Annotated in this window: 20 protein-coding genes and 1 tRNA gene; 10 read left to right on the top strand and 11 right to left on the bottom strand. The window is 35.8% G+C overall.

Going from position 1 to position 21065, the window contains the following annotated elements; all coding sequences use genetic code 11:
• Window positions 1-491 precede the first annotated feature (491 nt).
• Window positions 492-758, top strand: coding sequence for a hypothetical protein (locus ACIR310F_RS0113445; RefSeq protein WP_028084274.1), 267 nt, complete (start codon window positions 492-494; stop codon window positions 756-758).
• Between the two features lie 182 nt (window positions 759-940).
• On the top strand, window positions 941-2245 hold the full coding sequence (locus tag ACIR310F_RS0113440; RefSeq protein ID WP_028084273.1) for a glutamate-5-semialdehyde dehydrogenase: 1305 nt from the start codon (window positions 941-943) through the stop codon (window positions 2243-2245).
• A 132-nt stretch (window positions 2246-2377) separates the two neighbouring features.
• Here the strand turns inward: ACIR310F_RS0113440 and ACIR310F_RS0113435 are convergent, their stop codons facing one another.
• Window positions 2378-3793, bottom strand: coding sequence for an isochorismate synthase (locus ACIR310F_RS0113435; protein WP_028084272.1), 1416 nt, complete (start codon window positions 3791-3793; stop codon window positions 2378-2380).
• Between the two features lie 365 nt (window positions 3794-4158).
• On the opposite strand from ACIR310F_RS0113435, the gene menA reads away from it, so the two are divergent.
• From menA to ACIR310F_RS0113415, 4 genes are all read left to right on the top strand, one after another.
• Window positions 4159-5058 carry a 2-carboxy-1,4-naphthoquinone phytyltransferase gene (menA, locus tag ACIR310F_RS0113430; protein ID WP_028084271.1) on the top strand — a complete coding sequence of 300 codons (900 nt, stop codon included), beginning with the start codon at window positions 4159-4161 and terminating at the stop codon, window positions 5056-5058.
• Window positions 5059-5162: 104 nt separating this feature from the next.
• A complete protein-coding gene (locus ACIR310F_RS0113425; protein ID WP_028084270.1) occupies window positions 5163-6140 on the top strand; it encodes an o-succinylbenzoate synthase in 978 nt (325 codons plus the stop codon).
• The gene (locus ACIR310F_RS0113420) at window positions 6125-7465 is read left to right on the top strand and encodes a 2-succinylbenzoate--CoA ligase (protein WP_028084269.1); all 1341 of its coding nucleotides are present in this window, start codon (window positions 6125-6127) and stop codon (window positions 7463-7465) included. Before ACIR310F_RS0113425 ends, ACIR310F_RS0113420 begins: the two co-directional genes overlap by 16 nt.
• Before the next feature lie 349 nt (window positions 7466-7814).
• Window positions 7815-8300, top strand: coding sequence for a DUF4149 domain-containing protein (locus ACIR310F_RS0113415; protein ID WP_028084268.1), 486 nt, complete (start codon window positions 7815-7817; stop codon window positions 8298-8300).
• Here the strand turns inward: ACIR310F_RS0113415 and ACIR310F_RS0113410 are convergent.
• Together ACIR310F_RS0113410 and ACIR310F_RS0113405 are read right to left on the bottom strand one after the other, a co-directional pair.
• Window positions 8297-8578, bottom strand: coding sequence for a TMEM165/GDT1 family protein (locus ACIR310F_RS0113410; RefSeq protein WP_028084267.1), 282 nt, complete (start codon window positions 8576-8578; stop codon window positions 8297-8299). The genes ACIR310F_RS0113415 and ACIR310F_RS0113410 overlap by 4 nt on opposite strands.
• 34 nt (window positions 8579-8612) lie before the next feature.
• Window positions 8613-8990, bottom strand: a complete 378-nt coding sequence (locus ACIR310F_RS0113405; protein ID WP_028084266.1) for a TMEM165/GDT1 family protein — start codon at window positions 8988-8990, stop codon at window positions 8613-8615.
• A gap of 182 nt (window positions 8991-9172) precedes the next feature.
• Between ACIR310F_RS0113405 and ACIR310F_RS23700 the strand changes: the two genes are divergently transcribed.
• Window positions 9173-11140, top strand: a complete 1968-nt coding sequence (locus ACIR310F_RS23700; RefSeq protein WP_051289631.1) for an RNA-binding domain-containing protein — start codon at window positions 9173-9175, stop codon at window positions 11138-11140.
• Between the two features lie 27 nt (window positions 11141-11167).
• On the opposite strand, the gene ACIR310F_RS0113395 is transcribed toward ACIR310F_RS23700, so the two are convergent.
• Window positions 11168-11518: a YkgJ family cysteine cluster protein gene (locus tag ACIR310F_RS0113395; protein WP_028084265.1), complete on the bottom strand. Its 351-nt coding sequence runs from the start codon at window positions 11516-11518 to the stop codon at window positions 11168-11170.
• A 165-nt stretch (window positions 11519-11683) separates the two neighbouring features.
• On the opposite strand from ACIR310F_RS0113395, the gene psb30 reads away from it, so the two are divergent.
• Window positions 11684-11803: a photosystem II reaction center protein Ycf12/Psb30 gene (gene psb30, locus ACIR310F_RS0113390; protein WP_028084264.1), complete on the top strand. Its 120-nt coding sequence runs from the start codon at window positions 11684-11686 to the stop codon at window positions 11801-11803.
• 95 nt (window positions 11804-11898) lie between these two features.
• Here psb30 and recJ read toward each other — a convergent pair whose 3' ends face one another.
• Window positions 11899-13944, bottom strand: coding sequence for a single-stranded-DNA-specific exonuclease RecJ (recJ, locus tag ACIR310F_RS0113385; protein ID WP_028084263.1), 2046 nt, complete (start codon window positions 13942-13944; stop codon window positions 11899-11901).
• A gap of 259 nt (window positions 13945-14203) precedes the next feature.
• Between recJ and ACIR310F_RS0113380 the strand changes: the two genes are divergently transcribed.
• Complete coding sequence (locus ACIR310F_RS0113380) at window positions 14204-14572, top strand: 2TM domain-containing protein (protein ID WP_028084262.1); 369 nt, start codon at window positions 14204-14206, stop codon at window positions 14570-14572.
• Between the two features lie 557 nt (window positions 14573-15129).
• On the opposite strand, the gene ACIR310F_RS0113370 is transcribed toward ACIR310F_RS0113380, so the two are convergent.
• From ACIR310F_RS0113370 to ACIR310F_RS0113350, 5 genes are all read right to left on the bottom strand, one after another.
• Window positions 15130-16734: an NAD(P)H-quinone oxidoreductase subunit 4 gene (locus ACIR310F_RS0113370; protein WP_028084260.1), complete on the bottom strand. Its 1605-nt coding sequence runs from the start codon at window positions 16732-16734 to the stop codon at window positions 15130-15132.
• 260 nt (window positions 16735-16994) lie between these two features.
• The gene (locus tag ACIR310F_RS0113365) at window positions 16995-17507 is read right to left on the bottom strand and encodes an AAA family ATPase (RefSeq protein ID WP_028084259.1); all 513 of its coding nucleotides are present in this window, start codon (window positions 17505-17507) and stop codon (window positions 16995-16997) included.
• A gap of 96 nt (window positions 17508-17603) precedes the next feature.
• Window positions 17604-18518: a homoserine kinase gene (gene thrB, locus ACIR310F_RS0113360; RefSeq protein WP_028084258.1), complete on the bottom strand. Its 915-nt coding sequence runs from the start codon at window positions 18516-18518 to the stop codon at window positions 17604-17606.
• A gap of 469 nt (window positions 18519-18987) precedes the next feature.
• Window positions 18988-19788: a nucleoside triphosphate pyrophosphohydrolase gene (gene mazG / locus ACIR310F_RS0113355; RefSeq protein ID WP_028084257.1), complete on the bottom strand. Its 801-nt coding sequence runs from the start codon at window positions 19786-19788 to the stop codon at window positions 18988-18990.
• A 4-nt stretch (window positions 19789-19792) separates the two neighbouring features.
• Window positions 19793-20377, bottom strand: a complete 585-nt coding sequence (locus tag ACIR310F_RS0113350) for a metal-binding protein (RefSeq protein WP_028084256.1) — start codon at window positions 20375-20377, stop codon at window positions 19793-19795.
• Window positions 20378-20532: 155 nt separating this feature from the next.
• Here ACIR310F_RS0113350 and ACIR310F_RS0113345 point away from each other — a divergent pair.
• A tRNA-Val gene (locus ACIR310F_RS0113345) sits at window positions 20533-20605 on the top strand.
• 94 nt (window positions 20606-20699) lie between these two features.
• On the opposite strand, the gene ACIR310F_RS25660 is transcribed toward ACIR310F_RS0113345, so the two are convergent.
• Window positions 20700-20867: a hypothetical protein gene (locus ACIR310F_RS25660; protein ID WP_155963808.1), complete on the bottom strand. Its 168-nt coding sequence runs from the start codon at window positions 20865-20867 to the stop codon at window positions 20700-20702.
• Between the last annotated feature and the right edge of the window lie 198 nt (window positions 20868-21065).

The following is a 21065-nucleotide window of genomic DNA, read 5'->3' as shown; positions in this document are numbered from 1 at the left end:
TGATTTCTGAAGATGTAAAGAACTTTTCTGTAAATAAATGTAAAGTTTATGAGCCAAAAAGCCATTAAAAGGACATGAGTACCGCATCCGTACTACTGAAAAAATCTAGATAATATTTCTGATTTTATTTGGATTAAATTATTGATTCCTGTCCAAAAAATCAAGTATGATCATGTTTTATTTGTATAAATAAAGGTTAGTAATGATGAATTATTCTGGGTTTTACAAGGCTTTTGTAAATTAGGTTGGGATGAACAGCTTATGGGTAAAGCAACAAAGGCTTCCCTAATAAATCATCGAAAAATCACCTTTAAATACCGCGAGAGCATAATTCATATTTTATGTATTTTGTCAATAGGTTGAGCTTATTTTCAGTAAGCTTACGTAAGTGTCCTTAGGCTGACATGGAGGAAATTAAGTAATGTTACTAATGGCATCTACTTGTTTAGATAAATTACTCTAATTTATTAAGTTTATTTTTTTCAAAAATTATGTCCACAGAAGGAAATCCTGCTAATGTGCCACAGGAAGCTTTAACTGCTTTAGTGAACACTTTTGTACAGAAAGGTCATCCACGTCAATATGCTGAAGCGATGGCCACTTCAATCATTTTTCAGACTGATTTAGATTTACGAAATGCTCAGATTGCGAATCTCTTAGGCTGGTTAAAGCAGGATCACAATGATATATATCCCTTAGCATTGGATGTGGTTGGAAAAACTTCCGCAGAATTTGAGCGTCGGGTTCGACAAGGTTAAGTCTCTAAACTTGATTTGGTGAATTTCTGAAAATTGGGTAAAAATTAGCTGAAATAGCTAATTTTTGCTCAAAATCTAGCTGACAAGATCAGATCGCTCATTAACCTAGTAAATGCACAACGGGAAAATTGATAGGATGGGAATAAACAACTTGTGGCTACATTTGAAAGATATTAGGTGCTATGACTAGTCTTAACATTGCTTCTCCTCTACGTGCGATTGCTCAACAAACTCGTCAAGCTGCAAGTAAGCTGGCCATTCTTTCCACTGAAGAGAAAAATCAAGCGATTGAAGCGATCGCTCAGGGGTTAGAATCAGCTAAGGATGATATTTTGCAAGCAAATTTGGCTGATTGTCAAGCAGCAACAGCGGCAGGAATCGCTAAACCTCTTTATAAAAGGTTGCAATTAGATGAACATAAATTAAGAGATGCGATCGCGGGTGTGCGAGATGTTGGTAAACTAGATGATCCAATTGGCCAGGTACAAATTAATCGAGAAATTGACAGTGGCTTAATTCTTAAACGTATTACTTGTCCCTTGGGTGTTTTAGGGATTATTTTTGAAGCGCGTCCTGAAGCAGCTATTCAAATTGTTTCTTTAGCAATTAAATCAGGTAATGGTGTAATTCTCAAAGGTGGTAAGGAAGCGTTAAATTCTTGCGAAGCGATAGTGAAAGCTATTAAACAAGGATTATCTCAGACTGGGGTTAATGCTGACGCGGTGCAATTGTTAACAACTAGGGAAGAAATATTAGAACTGTTGCAATTAGATAAATATGTAGATTTAATTATTCCCAGGGGTTCTAATGCTTTTGTGAAATTTGTGCAGGATAATACTCGGATTCCAGTATTAGGTCATGCTGATGGAATTTGTCATATTTATGTAGATGAAAAAGCGGATATTGACAAAGCTATTAGTATTACTGTAGATTCTAAAATTCAATATCCTGCTGCTTGTAATGCCATTGAAACATTGCTAATTCATAGTAGTATTGCGGGGGAATTTCTCCCTCAAATTGCTGCAGCTTTAGCAGCACAAAATGTAGAATTAAGAGGAGATGAACGCAGTTTACAAATTTTACCTAATATTGCCGCCGCGACAGAAGAAGACTGGAGAACAGAATACAGTGATTTAATTTTAGCCATAAAAATTGTGGATTCTTTAACAGAAGCAATATCCCATATTAATAATTATGGTTCTCGGCATACAGAAGCAATTATTACAGAAGATATCACAGCAGCAGAAACTTTCCAAGGGTTAGTAAATGCAGCGGGAGTTTATCATAATTGTTCTACCCGGTTTGCTGATGGTTTTCGCTATGGTTTCGGTGCAGAAGTGGGAATTAGTACCCAACAAATGCCACCTCGTGGACCTGTTGGTTTGGAGGGTTTGATCACATACAAATATCAAATGTCTGGTAATGGACATATTGTGAAAACTTACACTGGTGCAAATGCAAAATCATTTAGTCATCGAGATTTATAATCATATTGTTGTTAAAATCTTATTGTGAAAATCTCGTTCCCATTCTCTGACTGGGAATGCTTATTGCGGACTCTGTGGCTAGTGACTAGAGGAGATTCTAGGAACGAGGTAAACGAGGTAATGATAAAAATGTTAAACCAAGGCTTTTAATAAAGCTTGTAGTTTAAGTTGCACTTCTGCAAATTCCTTTTGAGGATCTGAGCCGGCAACAATACCCGCACCTGCATAAAGTCTAGCATAATTACCATCAATTAAAGCCGAACGAATTCCGACAATAAATTCACAATTTCCTTCTCCGTCTACCCAACCTAAAGGTGCTGCATATAAACCTCTTTCAAAATTTTCATAACGGCGAATTTCGGTACAAGCAATATCTCTTGCTGCACCGGCAACTGCTGGTGTGGGATGCAGTTTAGAAATGATTTGTAAGGGATGAATATTAGTCGGGACTACAGCAGTAATTGGTGTCCATAAATGCTGGATATTGGATAATTGTCGGAGTCTGGGAGCTAAAACTTGTGGGAATAAACCTAGTTGAGATAAATGTTGAGTAATAAAATCCAGAACAAGTTGATGCTCGTGTTTTTCTTTAGTATTATTAACTAAGTTGTTAGCATTTGCAGCATCTTCTATAGGTGTTTTACCTCTCGGTGCTGAACCTGCCAAAGCATCAGTAATTAACTGTTGTTTGTGAATACTAATTAGCCGTTCTGGACTAGCACCAATAAAGTTTTGTCCTTGACCATTACTGGTAGAAAATACATGACAATTAGGATGCAATTGACGCAGATTATTTAAAGATTGTAGTAAGTTAAAATCCTGATTGTTGCTGACATCCAAGGTATCAGCTAAAACAATTTTGCTTAAATGTTGAGATTGAATGATTTCTAAAATTGATGAGACTGAATTTTTAAATTTATCACCATTTTTAGTAATTTTTCTATAGCGATTTAAGGAAAATTTATCAATACTTATGGAGTAATTTATCAAAGATTTAATAATTTTTAAATGGCCTTGTAAATTATCTAATAATTTTGTAACATTTACCTGAGAATTAATAATTGTATTCATTATTAATGTGCAGCAATTATTTCTTAATACAATTTGCCAACAAGGCAAGAAAACCGTAGCAGAAGCAAATGGATAATCGGCTTGTTCATGCTGATCAAAAAAACTGAAAGTACAAAAAAAATGAGGTTGGGAAAAGGTTTGATTTTGCAGAGAAATAGAAATTATATTTTTCAGACAATTTTTGATAAATTCTTCTGATTTTATAAATCTATTTTTACCAAAAATTTCTATTTTATCTACAGTATCAATTGCTGCGATCGCTTCACCATTACTTCTATTTTCAAAATAAAAGTTTTTGGTGTTTTTTTGACTAAATTTATCGAAAACCAGCAAAGGATCAACTAAACCAATCTCCACGGGAATGCTAACAATTTTACTATTCTTATGAAGACAGCAATTTTCTTGAACCTCTAATAGTAATTGATTGAGGTATTTGTAGTCTACAAAGGTGTGGCTGCGACATGGTGAAATGGTCATGGATGTATAAGTTAATTTTTATTAAGTTATCTTCCTAAAATGTCATAAGTCATGATGGTATTTCTATAGGTAACATAATTCAGTTACCATTAACCAGCATAGACTAAGGGTGATTCGGGAGTTTATCCTGTTTTGGTGACAAGATAGCAGATTTTATTGTAGGATGTGAACCTATAATCATAAAATTAGCATTTTTTGGTAATTTACCAAAGTTAAACAATTTTAGATTGATTACACCGACAAGAGTAGGATATAAACAGATAAACAAGCCAACTCTCAAATCTAAAATGACTGGTCAAGTGCCGGATAAAATTATAAGATCTAATTGACAACTAAAATTCTGGTAATTTAACTAATCAAAACCGATGACTTCAAATCAAATTTCACCACCTCAAGGTAAACTATGGATGGCGGCAATTAAACCGCCAATGTACAGTGTTGCTATTATGCCGATTTGGGTAGGTTCGGCTGTAGCATTTAGGGAAACAAAGATTTTTAATCTCACAATATTTTCTCTATTTATCGCTGCATCAATTCTAATTTTAGCATGGGAAAATATTAGTAATGATGTATTTGATGCCGAAACAGGAATTGATCAGAATAAACATCATTCATTGGTGAATTTAACTGGTAATAAAACCCTAATGTTTTGGGTGGGAAACCTGTGTTTAGGTTTGGGTTTGTTGGGAATAATAGCGATCGCTCTTTGGCAAAAAGATCCGACAATTATCGGCATAATTTTATTATGCTGCGGTTTGGGCTATATCTACCAAGGTCCTCCTTTTCGTCTAGGATACCAAGGTTTAGGCGAAATTCTCTGTTTTTTTGCCTTTGGTCCTTTGGGTATGGGTGCAGCCTATTATAGCCAAACTCAAACCTGGTCTAGTACGAATTTAGCAGCTTCCATAATTTTAGGCATTGTTACCAGTTTAGTGCTATTTTGTTCCCATTTTCATCAAGTTGCAGATGACATAGCCGCAGGGAAAAAATCTCCAATTGTCCGCTTAGGAACTCAAGCAGGTGCAAAGGTTTTAGTGGTATTTACTACTATTATTTATCCTTTAATATTGCTGTTTGTCATCTTGAATATTTTCCCAATTTGCACATTATTAAGTTTCTTGAGTTTACCTTTTGCGGTGAAATTATGTCGTCACGTTTTAGAAAATCATCACCAACCAGATAAAGTTAGTAATTCTAAATTTATCGCTATTAATGTTCATTTTTTAAGTTGCTTATTTTTAGGTTTAGGATTTATATTTGGTTAAGGAATTTTCGGGAAATAAGTGATCTGAATCAGGAAAAAACCACAGAGACACAGAGAACACGGAGAAATGAGAGGTCGAGAGGTTTTTTTATTTGCAAGTACCTAATGATTTATCAATTTTCTTTTCGTTACTTTAGCCAAAAATTCACAAATCCTATTATTACTAATCATGGGGTTTGGGAAATCCGCGAAAGCGTAATTATTCGCTTAATTAATGGGGAAAATCATGTTACTTGGGGAGAAATCTCCCCCATTTCTTGGTTTGGTTCAGAAACCATAGAACAAGCTTTAGATTTTTGTCGTCAACTTCCAAAAACAATTACCAAAGAGATAATTTTTACCATTCCCGATAACTTACCAGCTTGTCAATTTGCTTTTGAATCTTCAACCCACGCAGGTGGGTTTCGTTTGTGTAGCCGTGATTTCCAATCGCTAGATGCTAATTTAAATTTTACCTACAGCGGCTTATTATCAGCGGGAAATTTAGCTTTAAATCAATGGAATAGCTTATGGGAACAAGGATATAAAACATTCAAATGGAAAATTGCTGTTGATGATATAACTAAGGAGTTAGAAATATTTGATTTACTAATTTCCAGCTTACCAAATTCAGCCAAATTACGTTTAGATGCTAATGGTGGACTTACATATCAACAGGCTGAATTATGGTTGAATAAGTGTGATAAATTCTTACCTAAAATCGAATTTATCGAACAACCTTTACCACCAAATAAATTTAGAGAAATGCGGGAATTAAGTAATTTATATTCCACTCCTATAGCCTTAGATGAATCTATCGCCAATCTCCAACAATTAAAATCATGCTTTGAACACGGTTGGGGAGGAATTTTTGTGATTAAACCGGCAATATTTGGTTCACCATCTAGGTTAAAAGAGTTTTGCAAAAAACATCAAATTGACGTTGTATTTTCATCTGTATTTGAAACAGAAATTGGGAGACAAGCCTCATTACAATTAGCAGCAGAACTATCTAAAAATAACCGTGCTGTTGGTTTTGGTATTAATCACTTTTTTGAAGAACAAGAATTAAACTGGTTAGAAAATCTATGGAAAACCTTTTAGATAATGTCCAAAATCATAATTGGCTGATTTGTGATCATAGCCAGGAATTACCACGGATAGCAACAGAATTATATTTAAAAATAACCCAGTTGTCAACTCCAAAAATCATGATTGCGGAAAGATCACCAGTGAGATTTATAGCCAGTTTTATTGCTGCTTGTGCGGCTGAATGTCCAGTTTTTCTTTGTAACCCAGATTGGGGTGAAGATGAATGGGAACAAGTTTTTAATTTAGTCCAACCAGATATAGTTTTAGGAAGAGAAAATAACTTTTTAAAATCAGTAATTACTAATTATGAATTACCAATTAATAATACTATTATGATTCCTACTGGTGGTTCATCAGGAAAGATTAAATTTGCTATTCATACATGGGAAACATTAACAGCGTCTGTGGAAGGATTTACAGAATATTTTGCCATAAATTCAGTTAATTCATTTTGTATATTACCATTATATCATGTGAGTGGATTAATGCAATTTATGCGTTCTTTGACAACGGGAGGTAAATTAGTAATTACCACATCTAAAAAATTAGAAACTTGTGAAATACCAAATATTAACCCAGCAGAATTTTTTATATCTTTAGTTCCCACCCAATTACAAAAACTCCTGCAAAGTCCAGAATTAACCCAATGGCTATCAAAATTTGCTACTGTTTTTTTAGGGGGTGCGCCACCTTGGGAAGAAATATTAGAAAAAGCGAGATTTCATCAAATTAGATTAGCACCTACTTATGGAATGACAGAAACCGCTTCTCAAATTGCAACTCTTAAACCTGATGAATTTTTAAAAGGTAAATTTAATAGTGGTAAAATTCTTCCTCATGCTAAAATCATCATTGATAATCAACCAGGAAATATAAATATTCAAAGTAAATCATTAGCATTAGGTTATTATCCACAAATATGGGAAAATAGAAAGAATTTTGTAGTTGATGATATGGGTTTTTTAGACAATCAAAACTATTTACATATCATGGGCAGAAATAGCGACAAAATCATTACTGGTGGGGAAAATATTTACCCCCTAGAAGTTGAAACAGCGATTAGAAAAACTCAAATGGTAACTGATGTTTGTGTAATTGGAATAACTGATAAATATTGGGGACAAGCATTAACAGCGATTTATGTTCCCAAAGATGAAAATATTTCCCATAGAGAAATTCAAACCCAACTAAAAAATCAACTGAGTAAATTCAAAATTCCTAAACATTGGATTTCCCTAGCTAAATTACCCCGTAATAACCAAGGGAAAATTAACCGTCAAGAAGTGGAAAAAATAGCTGAGGATTTTCTAGCTCATATCCCGCACTTCATTTCCTGATATTCCTTGTGAAAAATCAACGTATATCTTCATTAATACCTAATCAAATCTGAGTCCTATGTCGAACCTAATTCGACATGAAAATACTATTTTATTTTTAGTAAACATTGTTAATAAATAATTAAAAATATTGATGGCTTTATCCCTTGTCTGTTTCCTGAAAACTCACCGGTAAATAAGGAATACGTAAAATATTGCTATTCTCAATTATTTCTTAATCAAACTTCAAATTTGTTAACAAATCTATCTACTAATAACTAAAATTTTGGGTTTGTAACAATTAATTTATATTTGTTGTCAAATTCTTCTCTTAGTTAGATACTAGGAATACAACAAAGCAATTATTTTTATGAACGCTATTTCTAATCTGGAATTTAAACGCTCAACTTGGCAAATAGCCATTCTCTTGACTTTGGGCTTTTGGCTGAGTGCTAGTCTGGTTTTAGATTGGGTAATTATGCCTAGTCTTTACTTTGCTGGCATGATGAACGAAGCTAGTTTTTCTGTAGCAGGTTATGTAGTTTTTTGGAATTTTAATCGCCTAGAATTATTAGCTGCTACTGTGGTTTTAACTTCTGTATTGGCTATTAGCAAAACTCAATCTCATTGGCGTTTGGGTAGTATTGCATTATCTGGAATATTGTTAACAGTCGCATTACTAGATACTTATTTCTTAACTCCCCAAATGTGCGCTCTAGGAGCTAATTTCAGCTTGATCGCTAGTGGACCTGTTCCGGCAATCATGAACTTATTACACAGCGGTTACTTCCTGCTAGAGGCTTTTAAGGTTATAGCAGGAGGTATACTTTTGAATTGGTGTTGGCGGGAAGTCTAAGCCTCATCAGTGTTAGGTAAGAGTAGACGGATAGCGAGGATAGCAAACCCGACGGCAGCGATCGCTTTTAAAATGTGTGTAGGTAAAAACTCGGATACCGCACCACCGGCTAATGCTCCCAAAAGACTAGTTAAGACTAAAGCACCAGCTGTACCAAAAAATATAGCCTTTCGAGATTGTCCTTGTCCAGAAAGAGCGATCGCTGCTAACTGACTCTTATCACCTAATTCTGATAAAAACACTGTCACAAAGCTTAACCCTAAAAGATTCCAGTCCATATTTTCCTCAATTGACAATATTACATTACAAAAACTAACCTTGAATGACATCCCAGACCAACATCAGGGAAATTAGTAGCAACATAACCCCGGCTGATTTTTCAACCGTTTTAGGGCTGAGTTTCGTAGAAATCCAACCACCTAATAATACTCCTAATAAACTAGTAGTAATTAATGCTACACCAGAACCGAGAAAAACTACCCAAGGGGCATGGGATTCCGCACTCATTAACAGGGTGGAAAGTTGAGTTTTATCACCAATTTCCGCGAGAAAAATCGTTATAAAGGTTGTCCCAAAGACCATAAATACAGATGTTTTGCCTTTGGGATCATCCTTAACTATAGGCTGATGTGACTGGTTTTCGGTTGCAGATAATTTAGGAATGCTGAATGGTGCAGTATCAATTTTCACGGTCGTTAGTTTGGTCTTTCAGTTGTTTTCATATTCCTTTCATTTTCTCATATTGTTATCATAAATTGCAACAGGATTTTTTAATATATTTATATATAAACACTTCGATAGAGATAATAAAGTGCTACTGCGAGTAGATTGATACAGACTCAGTTGTTATATTATGCAAACTTAAAATAAGTATGAAAATATTACCTATTAATCTTGAAGATCTAATTCACGCTCGCTCGGTTGAGTCCGTGAGGAGAGAATTTAAAAAAACTTGGTCACAGCCAATTGCAGAAAGTGTATTGCATAGTATTTGTGCTTTTGCCAATGATTTTTTCAACTTAAATGGTGGGTATATAATTATTGGCATCGAAGATAAAAACGGTCAGCCTATTCTTCCTCCCCATGGACTAGAAGATCAAAATTTAGATGAAATTCAGAAATGGATTCGTGGTAATTGCAAGCGAATTGATCCAGAACATCAGCCAGTTATTTCTCCTGAAATATATCAAGATAAGCAGATATTAGTAATTTGGGTGTCAGGAGGGGATGTTCGTCCATATCAAGCTCCGAAAACATTAAGCGGCAGAGACAGAGCATACTATGTTCGACAAGGAAGTGAAACTGTTGAAGCTAGAGGTGATATATTAACTCAATTAATGCAAATGGCGGCAAAAGTTCCATTTGATGATCGTCGTAATTCGGCCGTGTCTATTGATGTCATTTCTCCAACTCTGGTCAGAAATTTCCTATCAGATATAAAGAGTGAATTAGTTGCACCAGGTAATGTAATTCCCGAATTAGACCTATATCGAAATATGCGAATTACTACACCAATTAATAGTCATGAAGTACCAAGAAATATTGCTTTATTATTCTTTGTTGATAATCCAGAGCAATATTTCCCTGGTGCAAGAATTGAGATTGTACAATTTGGTGATGATGCCGGAGGAAATTTAATAGAAGAAAAAATATTTCGCGGACCATTACATCATCAACTTCGTCAAGCTTTAGATTATTTGAATAACTTTAGTACAACGATGGTTCGTAAAGTTCCAAATCAATCAACGGCTCAGAGAACTGTTGCTTTTCCTTATGAAGCTATGGAAGAAGCTTTAGTGAATGCGGTTTACCATCGTAGTTATGACGGGGTTCAAGAACCAGTAAAAGTTTATCTTTATCCTGATCGTTTAGAGATTATTAGCTATCCTGGACCAGTTCCAGGTATTGAAATGAAACATTTTCAACCAAAGGCAATGATTCCTCCTGTTCCTTATCGTAATCGGAGAATTGGTGATTTTTTAAAGGATTTAGATTTGGCAGAAGCTAGAGGAACTGGTATTCCTAAAATTCGCCGCAAGATGACAGAAAATGGTTCTCCAGATCCCAGCTTTGATTTTGATGAAACACGAACTTACTTTCGCGTAACATTACCAGCACATCCACAATATATAGTTATTCATGCACTAAGAGAAAGTTCTCATTTATGGGCTGTAGGTGAACGACAAAGAGCTATATTAAATTTAGAATCATCCCTGAGTCGAGTTCCCAAATCGGGAGCATTAATCGCTCAAATTATTGAATATAGAACATCATTAGGTGATTTTTCGATAGCAGAGAAACTGTTTAGGGATATTGAATCTGACTTGACTATTATGGATCGTCATTTGCCTTACACTGCTATGGCAAAAATTCTTTTAGATCAAAGAAAATTTAATGAAGCTTCAGTAATTTTAGAACAAGCTCCTCTACCCATACAAGTTGATGATACAGTAGAGTTAGCAATTCTATATAAACGTGCCAAGCGTTTTCAGGAAGCTCACAGAATTTTTGCCGATAATTATGAATTTATCAAAGATGATCCTAAATCTCTTCAGGAATATGCTCAAACTAAAATTAATCTCTCGAAAATAAACAGAGATATGCACACAAAAAGACGATTAAATCGGGAGGCTGTAGAATTACTTCGTCGTGCCATTCAATTATCTGATGATAAAGTCAGAAATGCTTGGTGTTGGTTTGATTTAGCAAAAACATTAAATTCATTACGGGCATCTGAAACTGAGATTCTTCAAGCTTATAGCAAAGCGATGGAACTATTGCCTGATGAACCTCGTTTTCGAGAATCTTATGAATCTCGCAGACGTAAAAAGGATGGATGATGGTTACTTGTATCTATTCTGAGATAGTCAAAAACCGACAGCTTGATCAAAACGGATTTGTTCTAAACTGCGATCGCCATAAACCCCTTCAATCTGCTGACGACAGCAATCAATCGCAAAATCATTTACATCCTCTGCTTCAATACCATACATCTCCGCAAAAATTTCCGCTTCTACACGACAAAACCGAGGACGGTGAGGATAAATTTTACATTCCCTTGTACCATGATCATAATTTACACACCATCCCCCTTCCCCTACCATACTGAGATAAAGTTCTAAATCCGGTGGTGAAAGATACTCTTCTAAATCTGGACGATCCGCTGGTGTTAAGTTACAGCAAGCCCCACACTGAGATATACATTGCCAAGTAGCCATATTTTTAACCTTCTGCTATTCCTGCTATTTTACTTTTTTATGACTTTTTCTATAATTTTGTGAACTAAATTAAATTTTAGATCCCCTAAAAAGATATGATGAATTACGGGTTTGGCTATGAAATTATTAAATCTTTTTAAACCATTAAATCATTGGGAGGAAAAAATGGACATTTTAGCTAACATCAATTGGGAAGTTGTCTTACAGTTAACTTGCGTGGGACTAATTGTGATTTCAGGTCCTATAGTCATCTTTGTCCTAGCATTTCGCAACGGCAACCTGTAAATTAGTTAATGGGTAATAGGTAACAGTTTATCTAAACACTATTACCCATTGATAATAACCGGGGTTAAATCCCCGCTTAAAAAAGTTTTAAATCTTTAATTCGCAACACAAGTTGATAAAGCCCGCATTGCATTTTCAATAATTCCCTCATATATAGGTTGAGATAAGTTTACCTGTGCCGCATTTTCGCGGTTGAAACCCAACAGACCAAATTTATCATCTGGCCGCATCACTAAAACCTTACCTTCAGAATTTTTCACCCTTAATTCTTTACCCATGCCATTGTCATAAATTCCACAAGTATATTGACGCTGTTGATATTCAAAACTCACCGTTGATAAATTTGATGAATTAGTGAAAAGTTTGAGAATATGATTTGGGAGTTTTGCACCAATTAACTCAATTTCAATATTAACTTTACCATTAAAGTTATTTTCCCGCAATTTGTAAGCAATATCTAATCTTGATGGTAAAGGAAAATAATCACCCCAGCGCCATGCTATTCCTTGAATTTTCACGAAGCTATTGTCAATATTTTGAACTACAGTTAATTTAATATGACCCTTACCAACGATTTTTTGTTCAATGACTTGGACATTAGGAGTCCAAAATATAGGGTCTGAATTATCAATACCACAGGGATGGAGAATATTCAATTGTTGAAAAAGATCCTGATTAATTTCGTGAAGATTAATTTGAGCATCAATTTTTAAAAGAGGTTTGAGGTGTTGAATTTCTAAATATCTATTTGCAAATTCCGACAACCGCAATCGAAATTCTGGTAAATTTACTGCTGGTAAAGAAAATCCTCCCGCAGCTTTGTGTCCCCCAAATTTATTTAATAAATCCCGACAACCATCTAAAGCCGCAAATACATGAAATTCAGGAATTCCCCGCGCTGAACCGCGAATTATGCTGTGATTTTCATAAGTACCAATAAACACAGGAACACCATAACGTTCTAGTAAACGAGAAGCCACAATACCAATAACACCATGATGCCAATTATCTTTGATAATAACTAATACGCGGTCTTTTTGTAAAGAGTTTATATATAAATCCTCAACCATAGAAATAGCTTCTTGTTCAATTTCCTCACACATTTGCTGACGTTGAGTATTAGTTTGTTCACACTGAATAGCTTTAGCTAGTGCGATACTAAAATCATCAGTTGTCAATAGATCAATGACAACTTGTGGATCACCAATTCTACCTATAGCATTAATTCGCGGTCCTAATCGAAAACCAATATCTTCCGGTTTTAAAGATTTAGAATTTTGGTTTTTTTCTCCTTCACTAGCTTGCACTCCTGCAACTTGAATTAATGCTTGTATACCTGGTAAATTAGATTTTGGTAATAACTTTAAACCCCGTTTTACCCAGCGACGATTTACACCTGTTAAAGGGGCTAAATCAGCAATAGTTCCCAAAGTAAATAAAGCTAAAAGTGGTTGGACTAAACCTTTGATTTGCCCTAACTGTTGTGCTAAACAAACTGCTAAAATATAAGCCACACCCACACCAGCCACACCCCGATAGGGAGAAGATTCAGCTATTAGTTTTGGGTTGAGAATTGCATTAGCTGGAGGTAATTTTTCGGGAATATCATGATGATCTGTGATAATAACTTTTAAACCTAATTCTCTGGCTTTAGTAATAGGTTCAACAGCAGAAATTCCATTATCTACAGTTAGAATTAGTTTGACACCTTCATCATAAAATTCTTGAACAATACGGTTATTAATCCCATAACCATCGTGCATTCGACTAGGAATAGCATAATCAATATCAGCACCCAAAGCCCTAAGACTTCTTAATAGTAATGCAGTGCTAGTCATACCATCTGCATCATAGTCACCACAAATAGCTATTTTATCATGATTGGCGATCGCTATTTCTAATAATTCCAAACTAGCAGCTAAATTGGGAAATTCTGCCAGGGGAGAAGGTAAAATCAGAGATTCGGGTTCTAAAAAGATCTTTGCATCTTCTGGAGTTTCCATGCCCCGATTAACTAATAATTGGCCGATAATGGGGGAAATATTTGTTAAATTTGCCAGTTTTTCGGCTAATTCTGGATTTAATGCGGCAATTTGCCAACGTTGATTAGGTAAGCGTTTGGTAGATGAATGATTAGTCATTGGTCATTTTGGTTGTGTAAACTAGACCTATATTCTTTTAGATTTTATCAAATTATGTCACTTTGATCACTGATTATTCATTTGATATTTTTACTTTCATCTATATTTGTGTTTTTAAATACTATATAAATCATTTTTTTAGATATAAAATATGTTTCTCAATAGTCTATAACAACAGATAAATATTTTAAATCATTGTGTAGCTACCGTTGCAAAAACAACTCTCACAAGTATTTTTTGACCATTTTAGGTGGAGATAATGACTTACAATTCAGAAGAAATGCAGCAAATTCTCGAAGTAGCTTTTAAACGTAAGCAACAAGGAGAATATACAAGAGAGCAAATAATAGAAATAGCCTCAGAATTAGGTGTTTCTTCAGAATCTTTGCAAGCAGCGGAACAAGAATGGTTAAAAAATAACGTAGAAGTGAAAAAAGAACAAATGTCTCATAGTCAACAACGAAAAGAATTTAAATCACACCTATTTGCTTTTATGGCAATTAATGGTTTTTTAGTGTTATTAAATTTAGTAGTTAGTCCCGGATATTTTTGGGCAATTTATCCCATATTAGGATGGAGTTTAGGTCTATTACTCCATGGAATTAAGGTTTACACAAGTAATTCCTAAAACCTAACCCCGACTTTTTGAAAAAGTTGGGGTTATTCAGACTGATGCCGTAATTTTTAAAATAGAGCTTTCAGAAAACATAATTTATGCTACAATCAGATGGCAGTCGAAAATTAATCAGTAAATAACTCAAGACCACAACCGATATTACTAAACGTTTAGGATGGTAAATATTCCCAAATGATTTACAGCAATTTTAATGTACTTGTACCACACTTTTGTTTTATATTCCTTTCTTGCTTTGGGACTTTGCACCTTGGCGTGAGACTTTAAAATGTGGTTTATTTACCTAAAAATTACTGTAATCATACAGTGTTAAAAATATGTTAAAAATGAAGGCGTTGCTGAATTGAGGTATGAAATTGGAAAATCAAAGAAATGAAACTTTTACTCTCTGCGCCTGGAGCGCCTCTGCGTGAAATAAAATCATACTCTTAATCAGCAACGCCAAAATGAAGATCCTTGACTTCTTCAAAAAATCAAGGATCTTTCTTATTGGCAAATTCCCCTCATATTTAAGTTTAAGATTTACTACAGTGCCATTTTGGACTTGATAATTATTCAACTATATTCCCTATTTTGGAACTAGCTAATGTTGGTGAGGTGAAAATTTGTGAGTACAAATTTGCAGGTTGTTGACGAGCGACAATTGGTAAAACTTGACGAGCATGAGCCGCAACTTCCACTGTTTTCACATCATAAGCTTGTGTGATCAGCTTAGGATAAAAACCAATGCCGATGATAGGAATTAACAAACAAGCAGTAATAAACAACTCTCGTGGCTTAATATCAAGAACCACAGCATCTAAATGCAATTCTTCATTCTTGTCACCATAGAACACTTGACGCAGCATAGAAAGTAAATAAATGGGTGTTAAAATCACGCCAACTGCTGAGAGAAAGATGATGACAATTTTGAAGCCGGAACTGTAAACATCACTAGTAGCAAAACCCAAGAATACCATCAATTCACCGACGAAACCACTCATACCAGGTAACGCTAGAGAAGCCATTGCACCCATGGTAAAAAGCGCAAAAGTTATTGGCATTACTTTAGCCATACCACCCATTTTATCCATCATTAAGGTGTGAGTACGTTCGTAAGTGACACCGGATAAAAAGAATAAACTAGCAGCAATTAAACCGTGAGAAACCATCTGTAATACAGCACCATTAATACCGATTTCTGTATAAGATGCAATCCCAATTAACACAAACCCCATGTGGGCAATTGAAGAGTAGGCCAAACGGCGTTTGAGGTTAGTTTGTGCAAAAGCACAACAAGCACCATAAACAATATTAACTACACCTAAAACTACTAAAACAGGAGCAAAGGTGATATGAGCATCAGCCAACATTTCCACATTAAAACGAATTAGGGCATAACCCCCCATCTTTAACAATACACCCGCTAAGATTATTGAACCAGGAGCGGACGCTTCACCATGAGCATCAGGCAACCATGTATGGAAGGGGAAAATAGGTAATTTGACACCGTACGCAATTAAGAAACCTGTATATAGTGCCAGTTCTAAAGCTTTGGGATATTCTTTCATTCCCAATTCTGTCATGTTGAAGGTCAAATTATCACCATAGAAAGCCATGGCAAAACCAGATACTAGTATAAGTATGGATGCAGCAGCAGTATAGATAATAAATTTGGTAGCTGCGTAACGGCGGTTTGCTCCTCCCCAAATGGAAATTAACAAATAAACGGGTACTAACTCAATTTCCCACATCAAAAAGAACATTAACAAATCTTGGGCAAGGAATACACCCAATTGGGCGCTGTACATTACCAACATCAACGCATAAAATAAACGCGGCTTATTGGTTACTTTCCAAGCCGCGAATACTGCGAGTGTGTTAATTAAGCCTGTTAATAGTATCAGGGGCATTGATAAACCATCAACCCCCAAAGACCAGTTAAAGCCAATTTGGGGTATCCAGGAATAGCTTTCTGTCATTTGTAGGGCTGAACTTTGCAAGTCATAACCCTGCCAAAGAGCGCAGATAATTAATGAAAAATCTAATATTGCCACCCCCAGACCGTACCAGCGCACAGTTTTACCTTCTTTATCGGGAATAATCGGAATTGCCAAGGCCGCCACTAATGGCAGGAAAATTATGGCTGATAACCAAGGGAGTTCTATTGTATTCATAACTGTTGACAATATATTTTTGGTTTTGCTTTTGTTTACATTATATTAAGAAATTTTTACTTTTGTAAATGATTTCTTGTGAAAATCTCCAGTTTTGTGGATTATTTTAGTAATAAATACCTACTGAAGTCTGGTGCAAGTCCATTCTAAATGTAAATTTTTGTGATGTCAACAAAAAAACAGCGCCATTAGTCGCTGTCTTTAGTTATAATTCCCCGGTTAAGGATAAATTTAAATTTTCACAAGGTTGTTTAGGATGCTTAAACAATACGGTTGACAATTGTCCACACTTGACAATCTGATCTAACATAGGGAACAGAAATGGTCTTAAAGCCCGTGATGAAAGGTTTATAGTAAACTTGCCAATACATAGGACTAAGTTCGTCAGCGCAGGTTTTGAGGAGTTTAATTTCCTTGGCCAGTTCACCTGCTAGTTCGTTGACCCGTTCTGCATGAATTTGAGCGATTTTTTTGGCTTCTTCTAGCTGTGCTTCTTGTTGGGATATGCGGATAGAAATAGGTAAATTCCTATTTAGATAGACTTTCCTTTGTTCTATTTGCTTTTCTAGGAAAGATATTGCATCATCTATGCCTTTAAGTTCAGCAGATAATTGGGCATTTTCCCTAGCTTGACGACGATAAGCTTCAACAATGGCTAAATGTGAATCATTTTCGCTCAATTCTACATGATTATTAGTCAGCATAGCCCGTTCTTGCCTAAGTGCCTGGATTTGAGATTTCAGTTCTGCTATTTCTGACTGAATTTTCTCCATATATGTTATGACTGGTAATGGATAATGGGTAATTGGTAATTGGTTTTTCATCACCCATTACCAATGGAAAATACAAAATTTAACATTATTTAACATTTAAAATGTGGTCGTCCCCTGCATATCTAGGTTGACTATTCGCACAGTTGAAGTGATTCCCGTTTGCAACCAAGCATTTTTCATGGCTATTTCTACTAATTTTGCCCTGCTTGTATCTACTAAAGCCAAAAGTGTGGGGCCAGCACCACTGATTACCATACCATAAGCACCAGCATTTATAGCAGCGTTATTAACAACATCATAACCAGGAATTAAAGCTTGACGGTAGGGTTGATGTAATTTATCTTGTAGTGCGGCTTTTAACCATTCTTCTCGATTAGTTGCTAAACCGCGTAACAATAAACCGAAATGAGAAATATTGAAAATCGCATCATCACGACTTATGTCTGCGGGTAGAACCTTCCTTGCTTGTGAGGTGGATAACTCAAAATCAGGAATTGCTACCACTGGTACTATATCTCGATGCCAGGGAATATCGCCAATTTCCCAACAATTGTTACTAGTAGCAGCCAAACGACAACCACCCAATAGTGCTGGTACTACATTATCAGGATGTCCTTCCATAGCGATCGCTAATTTCATCACCTCGAATTCAGACAAAGGCTGACCAGCCAATTCGTTAGCTGCAACCAACCCAGCGATAATAGCCGTCGCGGAACTACCCAAACCTCTAGATAAAGGCACACGCAACTTAATCCTTATTTTTACTGATGGTGCTGTTTGTTCTATATGCTGATATAACTTAATAAACGCCTGATATAAAAGATTACTCTCATCAGTTTGTACCTTTTCCGCCTCCATACCAGAAACTTGAATCATTAAACCATCTACATTAAGAGTAGTAAATTCAAATTCATTGTAAAGCTTCAAAGCTGCACCAATGCAATCAAAACCCGGACCCAAATTTGCAGTCGTGGCGGGAACTTTAACAGTAATGTGAGAAAATACAGCCATTGAGATTAATTCAAAATTCCAATATAAACTACTTCATCTTACAGAAACACTAAGTAAGCGTAAAGCTCAGTCACTTTTCTCAGGAGGATACACTGCGCTAACAGTATTAAATATGTTCTTTGACACTTGCGTAAGTTCTACTGATTACGAAATATTTATAGCAAGACTTATAGTAAGACATAGATTAGAGGATTAAAGCCGAGCAATTTAAGGTGAGATGTAGTTTGAGTGAGTATAAATCAGCTAAACTTAATTTTATCACCAATAATGGCGTTTTTTTGCATAGGAAAAAGTGGGAATTTTGGAATATTCATTGGCAGTACATAACTATAGCGTTTTTTCAAATACTGATACCGAATTAGCAGGTATATTACTCCATTCAATTAAACTCAAGTAAGCTTCTTTCTTATCTGGATATAACATTGCAATTGCTGTAAATTGTTGCCTGTAAGTAAGGTATATTTAGCACCTAGTGACCAAGTTGAGCTTTAGCCTGTTGCCACAGGGACTCTAATTCTTCTAAACTATAATCTGTCAACGGACGTTCAATCACATCCTCCATTTTTTGCAACCTTTGAATAAATCGCTGACTTGTCCCTTGTAAACCCGCACTAGGATCAAGTTTATGCCATCTGGCAATTTGAATAATGGCAAATAGTAAATCACCTAATTCGGATTCTTGTCTTTCTTTGGTTTCCTCAGCTAAAGCCTGTTGAAATTCCCCTAACTCTTCATGAAATTTGCCCCAAACTTCACCTACATTATTCCACTCAAAACCAACCTGAGCAGCTTTTTCAGATATCTTCATGGCCGCATTTAAGGGGGGAAGACTGCGACGATAACGATTTAATTTATGACTGAGTTTTTGTTCTTCTACAGTTTCTCCTTTTTCTGCTGCTTTAATCATTTCCCAATTTTTGTGTACCTCTTCCATACTTTCTACAGTCACATCAGCAAATACATGAGGATGACGACGTATTAACTTTTGAGCAATACCTTCAGCTACTTCTTGCAGAGAAAAATCACCCGCTTCACTGGCAATTTGCGCCTGTAGTACTACTTGTAATAATAAATCACCTAATTCTTCAGCAATAGCCTGTTTATCCCCAGTTTGAATCGCGTCTACTACCTCATAAGCCTCTTCAATTACATAGGGAGTTAGACTTGATGGGGTTTGTGCCAAGTCCCAAGGACAACCTTGGGGAGATCGCAATTTTGCTACTACATTTATTAACTCTTGTAATGCCTCTAAAGTCTGATTAACTGCCATATTTTTACCGCTTTTTGACACTGCGACGACTGGGGCTAACTTTACGTTTCTTAATTTTGCCACGGGGAAGTAAACCTTGAATACCCTGTTTTTGAAATCGTTTATAACCGGAAACAGTCCAATCACTACAGGAATGGCTCATTGCACCGAGTTCACAGCCGACAAAGAGGGCAAAAAATTCTCCATAATATATATAGATGGTCTTCCCCACAGTTCCCCACACTTCGCCCCAGTTCCAAGCCACATTTCCCAACTTGGTGAAAATCATCACCAGCACAATGGCCACCAATGCTAAAAAAGTTGTCAGATACACCACCCTTAATGTTGTACCAATAATCGGACCGTGAGATAAAAAAGACCGATGGCGCAGACTTTTTTGATAAGGTAGCCAAATCCACCGCAGAACACCCCAACGCTGAAATTGACGGGAGTAAATATCCAAATCCGGACCAAACATCAGCCCCCCAAACATAAACCCACCCGCCACTAACAAAGTCATATTACTGCTGTGAGTGGAAATCAACGTTATACCCGCCACAACAGGCATAGACCAGATAGTAATGCGATCGTGCGTTTGACCAGAGGGCATCTTGGCAAATTAAAAATATCAAATTAACAGTAAAACCCTCAATTAGTATAGCTCAATCCCGTTCACATCAGCCTTTCCCAATCCTCAAAAAAAATTTTCTCAAAAGACTTGCAAAATTTTCAAAGCCTATGCTATATTAATTGAGTGAAGAAAACGGGCGGTTAGCTCAGTTGGTAGAGCGCCTGCCTTACAAGCAGGATGTCATCAGTTCGAGTCTGGTACTGCCCATTTAGAAAAACACAATCCCGTTTTGATAGCAGTTTACAACTTGTTTGTGAACTGCTAAAACATTTTGTAGCTAAATTTTCAATTTCATTGATTTTCAACCACCTTTGCTAACTTTCCACTGGAAACCCGCGCAGGTGGGTTTTTTTATGGCTGCTGTCGCCGAGATTTTTTCTGGTGCTGTTTCTTGTTCTTGCGCTTTTTTATATATCTTATTAAGCTTTAATGCAAGGGTTTTTACCCATTTTAACTCTTTTTCTTGCACCTATTCATCTTCTATCCCCCTCAAGTCATTGATTTGTCACGGTGTTTATTCAGCAAGCCCTAGTTAGGTAATGCTTTTATTATTCCCCATTCTCTGGTTCAAGATTTAAACCGCGATAGATTTGTTCAATAGACATCTCCGAAAACTATCTAACCTTTACCATGACTGCTTTTGAGAAAATGAAGGTTAAGTGCAAAG

Origin of the sequence: Dolichospermum circinale AWQC310F, from assembly GCF_000426925.1 — a bacterium.
GTDB lineage: Bacteria > Cyanobacteriota > Cyanobacteriia > Cyanobacteriales > Nostocaceae > Dolichospermum > Dolichospermum circinale.
This window is presented reverse-complemented; position numbering and strand designations above follow the sequence as displayed.

Coding starts and splice junctions, on each gene's coding strand:
- ACIR310F_RS0113445 (WP_028084274.1), top strand. CDS start 492: ATGTCCACAGAAGGAAATCCTGCTAATGTGCCACAGGAAGCTTTAACT.
- ACIR310F_RS0113440 (WP_028084273.1), top strand. CDS start 941: ATGACTAGTCTTAACATTGCTTCTCCTCTACGTGCGATTGCTCAACAA.
- ACIR310F_RS0113435 (WP_028084272.1), bottom strand. CDS start 3,793: ATGACCATTTCACCATGTCGCAGCCACACCTTTGTAGACTACAAATAC.
- menA (WP_028084271.1), top strand. CDS start 4,159: ATGACTTCAAATCAAATTTCACCACCTCAAGGTAAACTATGGATGGCG.
- ACIR310F_RS0113425 (WP_028084270.1), top strand. CDS start 5,163: ATGATTTATCAATTTTCTTTTCGTTACTTTAGCCAAAAATTCACAAAT.
- ACIR310F_RS0113420 (WP_028084269.1), top strand. CDS start 6,125: ATGGAAAACCTTTTAGATAATGTCCAAAATCATAATTGGCTGATTTGT.
- ACIR310F_RS0113415 (WP_028084268.1), top strand. CDS start 7,815: ATGAACGCTATTTCTAATCTGGAATTTAAACGCTCAACTTGGCAAATA.
- ACIR310F_RS0113410 (WP_028084267.1), bottom strand. CDS start 8,578: ATGGACTGGAATCTTTTAGGGTTAAGCTTTGTGACAGTGTTTTTATCA.
- ACIR310F_RS23700 (WP_051289631.1), top strand. CDS start 9,173: ATGAAAATATTACCTATTAATCTTGAAGATCTAATTCACGCTCGCTCG.
- ACIR310F_RS0113395 (WP_028084265.1), bottom strand. CDS start 11,518: ATGGCTACTTGGCAATGTATATCTCAGTGTGGGGCTTGCTGTAACTTA.
- psb30 (WP_028084264.1), top strand. CDS start 11,684: ATGGACATTTTAGCTAACATCAATTGGGAAGTTGTCTTACAGTTAACT.
- recJ (WP_028084263.1), bottom strand. CDS start 13,944: ATGACTAATCATTCATCTACCAAACGCTTACCTAATCAACGTTGGCAA.
- ACIR310F_RS0113380 (WP_028084262.1), top strand. CDS start 14,204: ATGACTTACAATTCAGAAGAAATGCAGCAAATTCTCGAAGTAGCTTTT.
- ACIR310F_RS0113370 (WP_028084260.1), bottom strand. CDS start 16,734: ATGAATACAATAGAACTCCCTTGGTTATCAGCCATAATTTTCCTGCCA.
- ACIR310F_RS0113365 (WP_028084259.1), bottom strand. CDS start 17,507: ATGGAGAAAATTCAGTCAGAAATAGCAGAACTGAAATCTCAAATCCAG.
- thrB (WP_028084258.1), bottom strand. CDS start 18,518: ATGGCTGTATTTTCTCACATTACTGTTAAAGTTCCCGCCACGACTGCA.
- mazG (WP_028084257.1), bottom strand. CDS start 19,788: ATGGCAGTTAATCAGACTTTAGAGGCATTACAAGAGTTAATAAATGTA.
- ACIR310F_RS0113350 (WP_028084256.1), bottom strand. CDS start 20,377: ATGCCCTCTGGTCAAACGCACGATCGCATTACTATCTGGTCTATGCCT.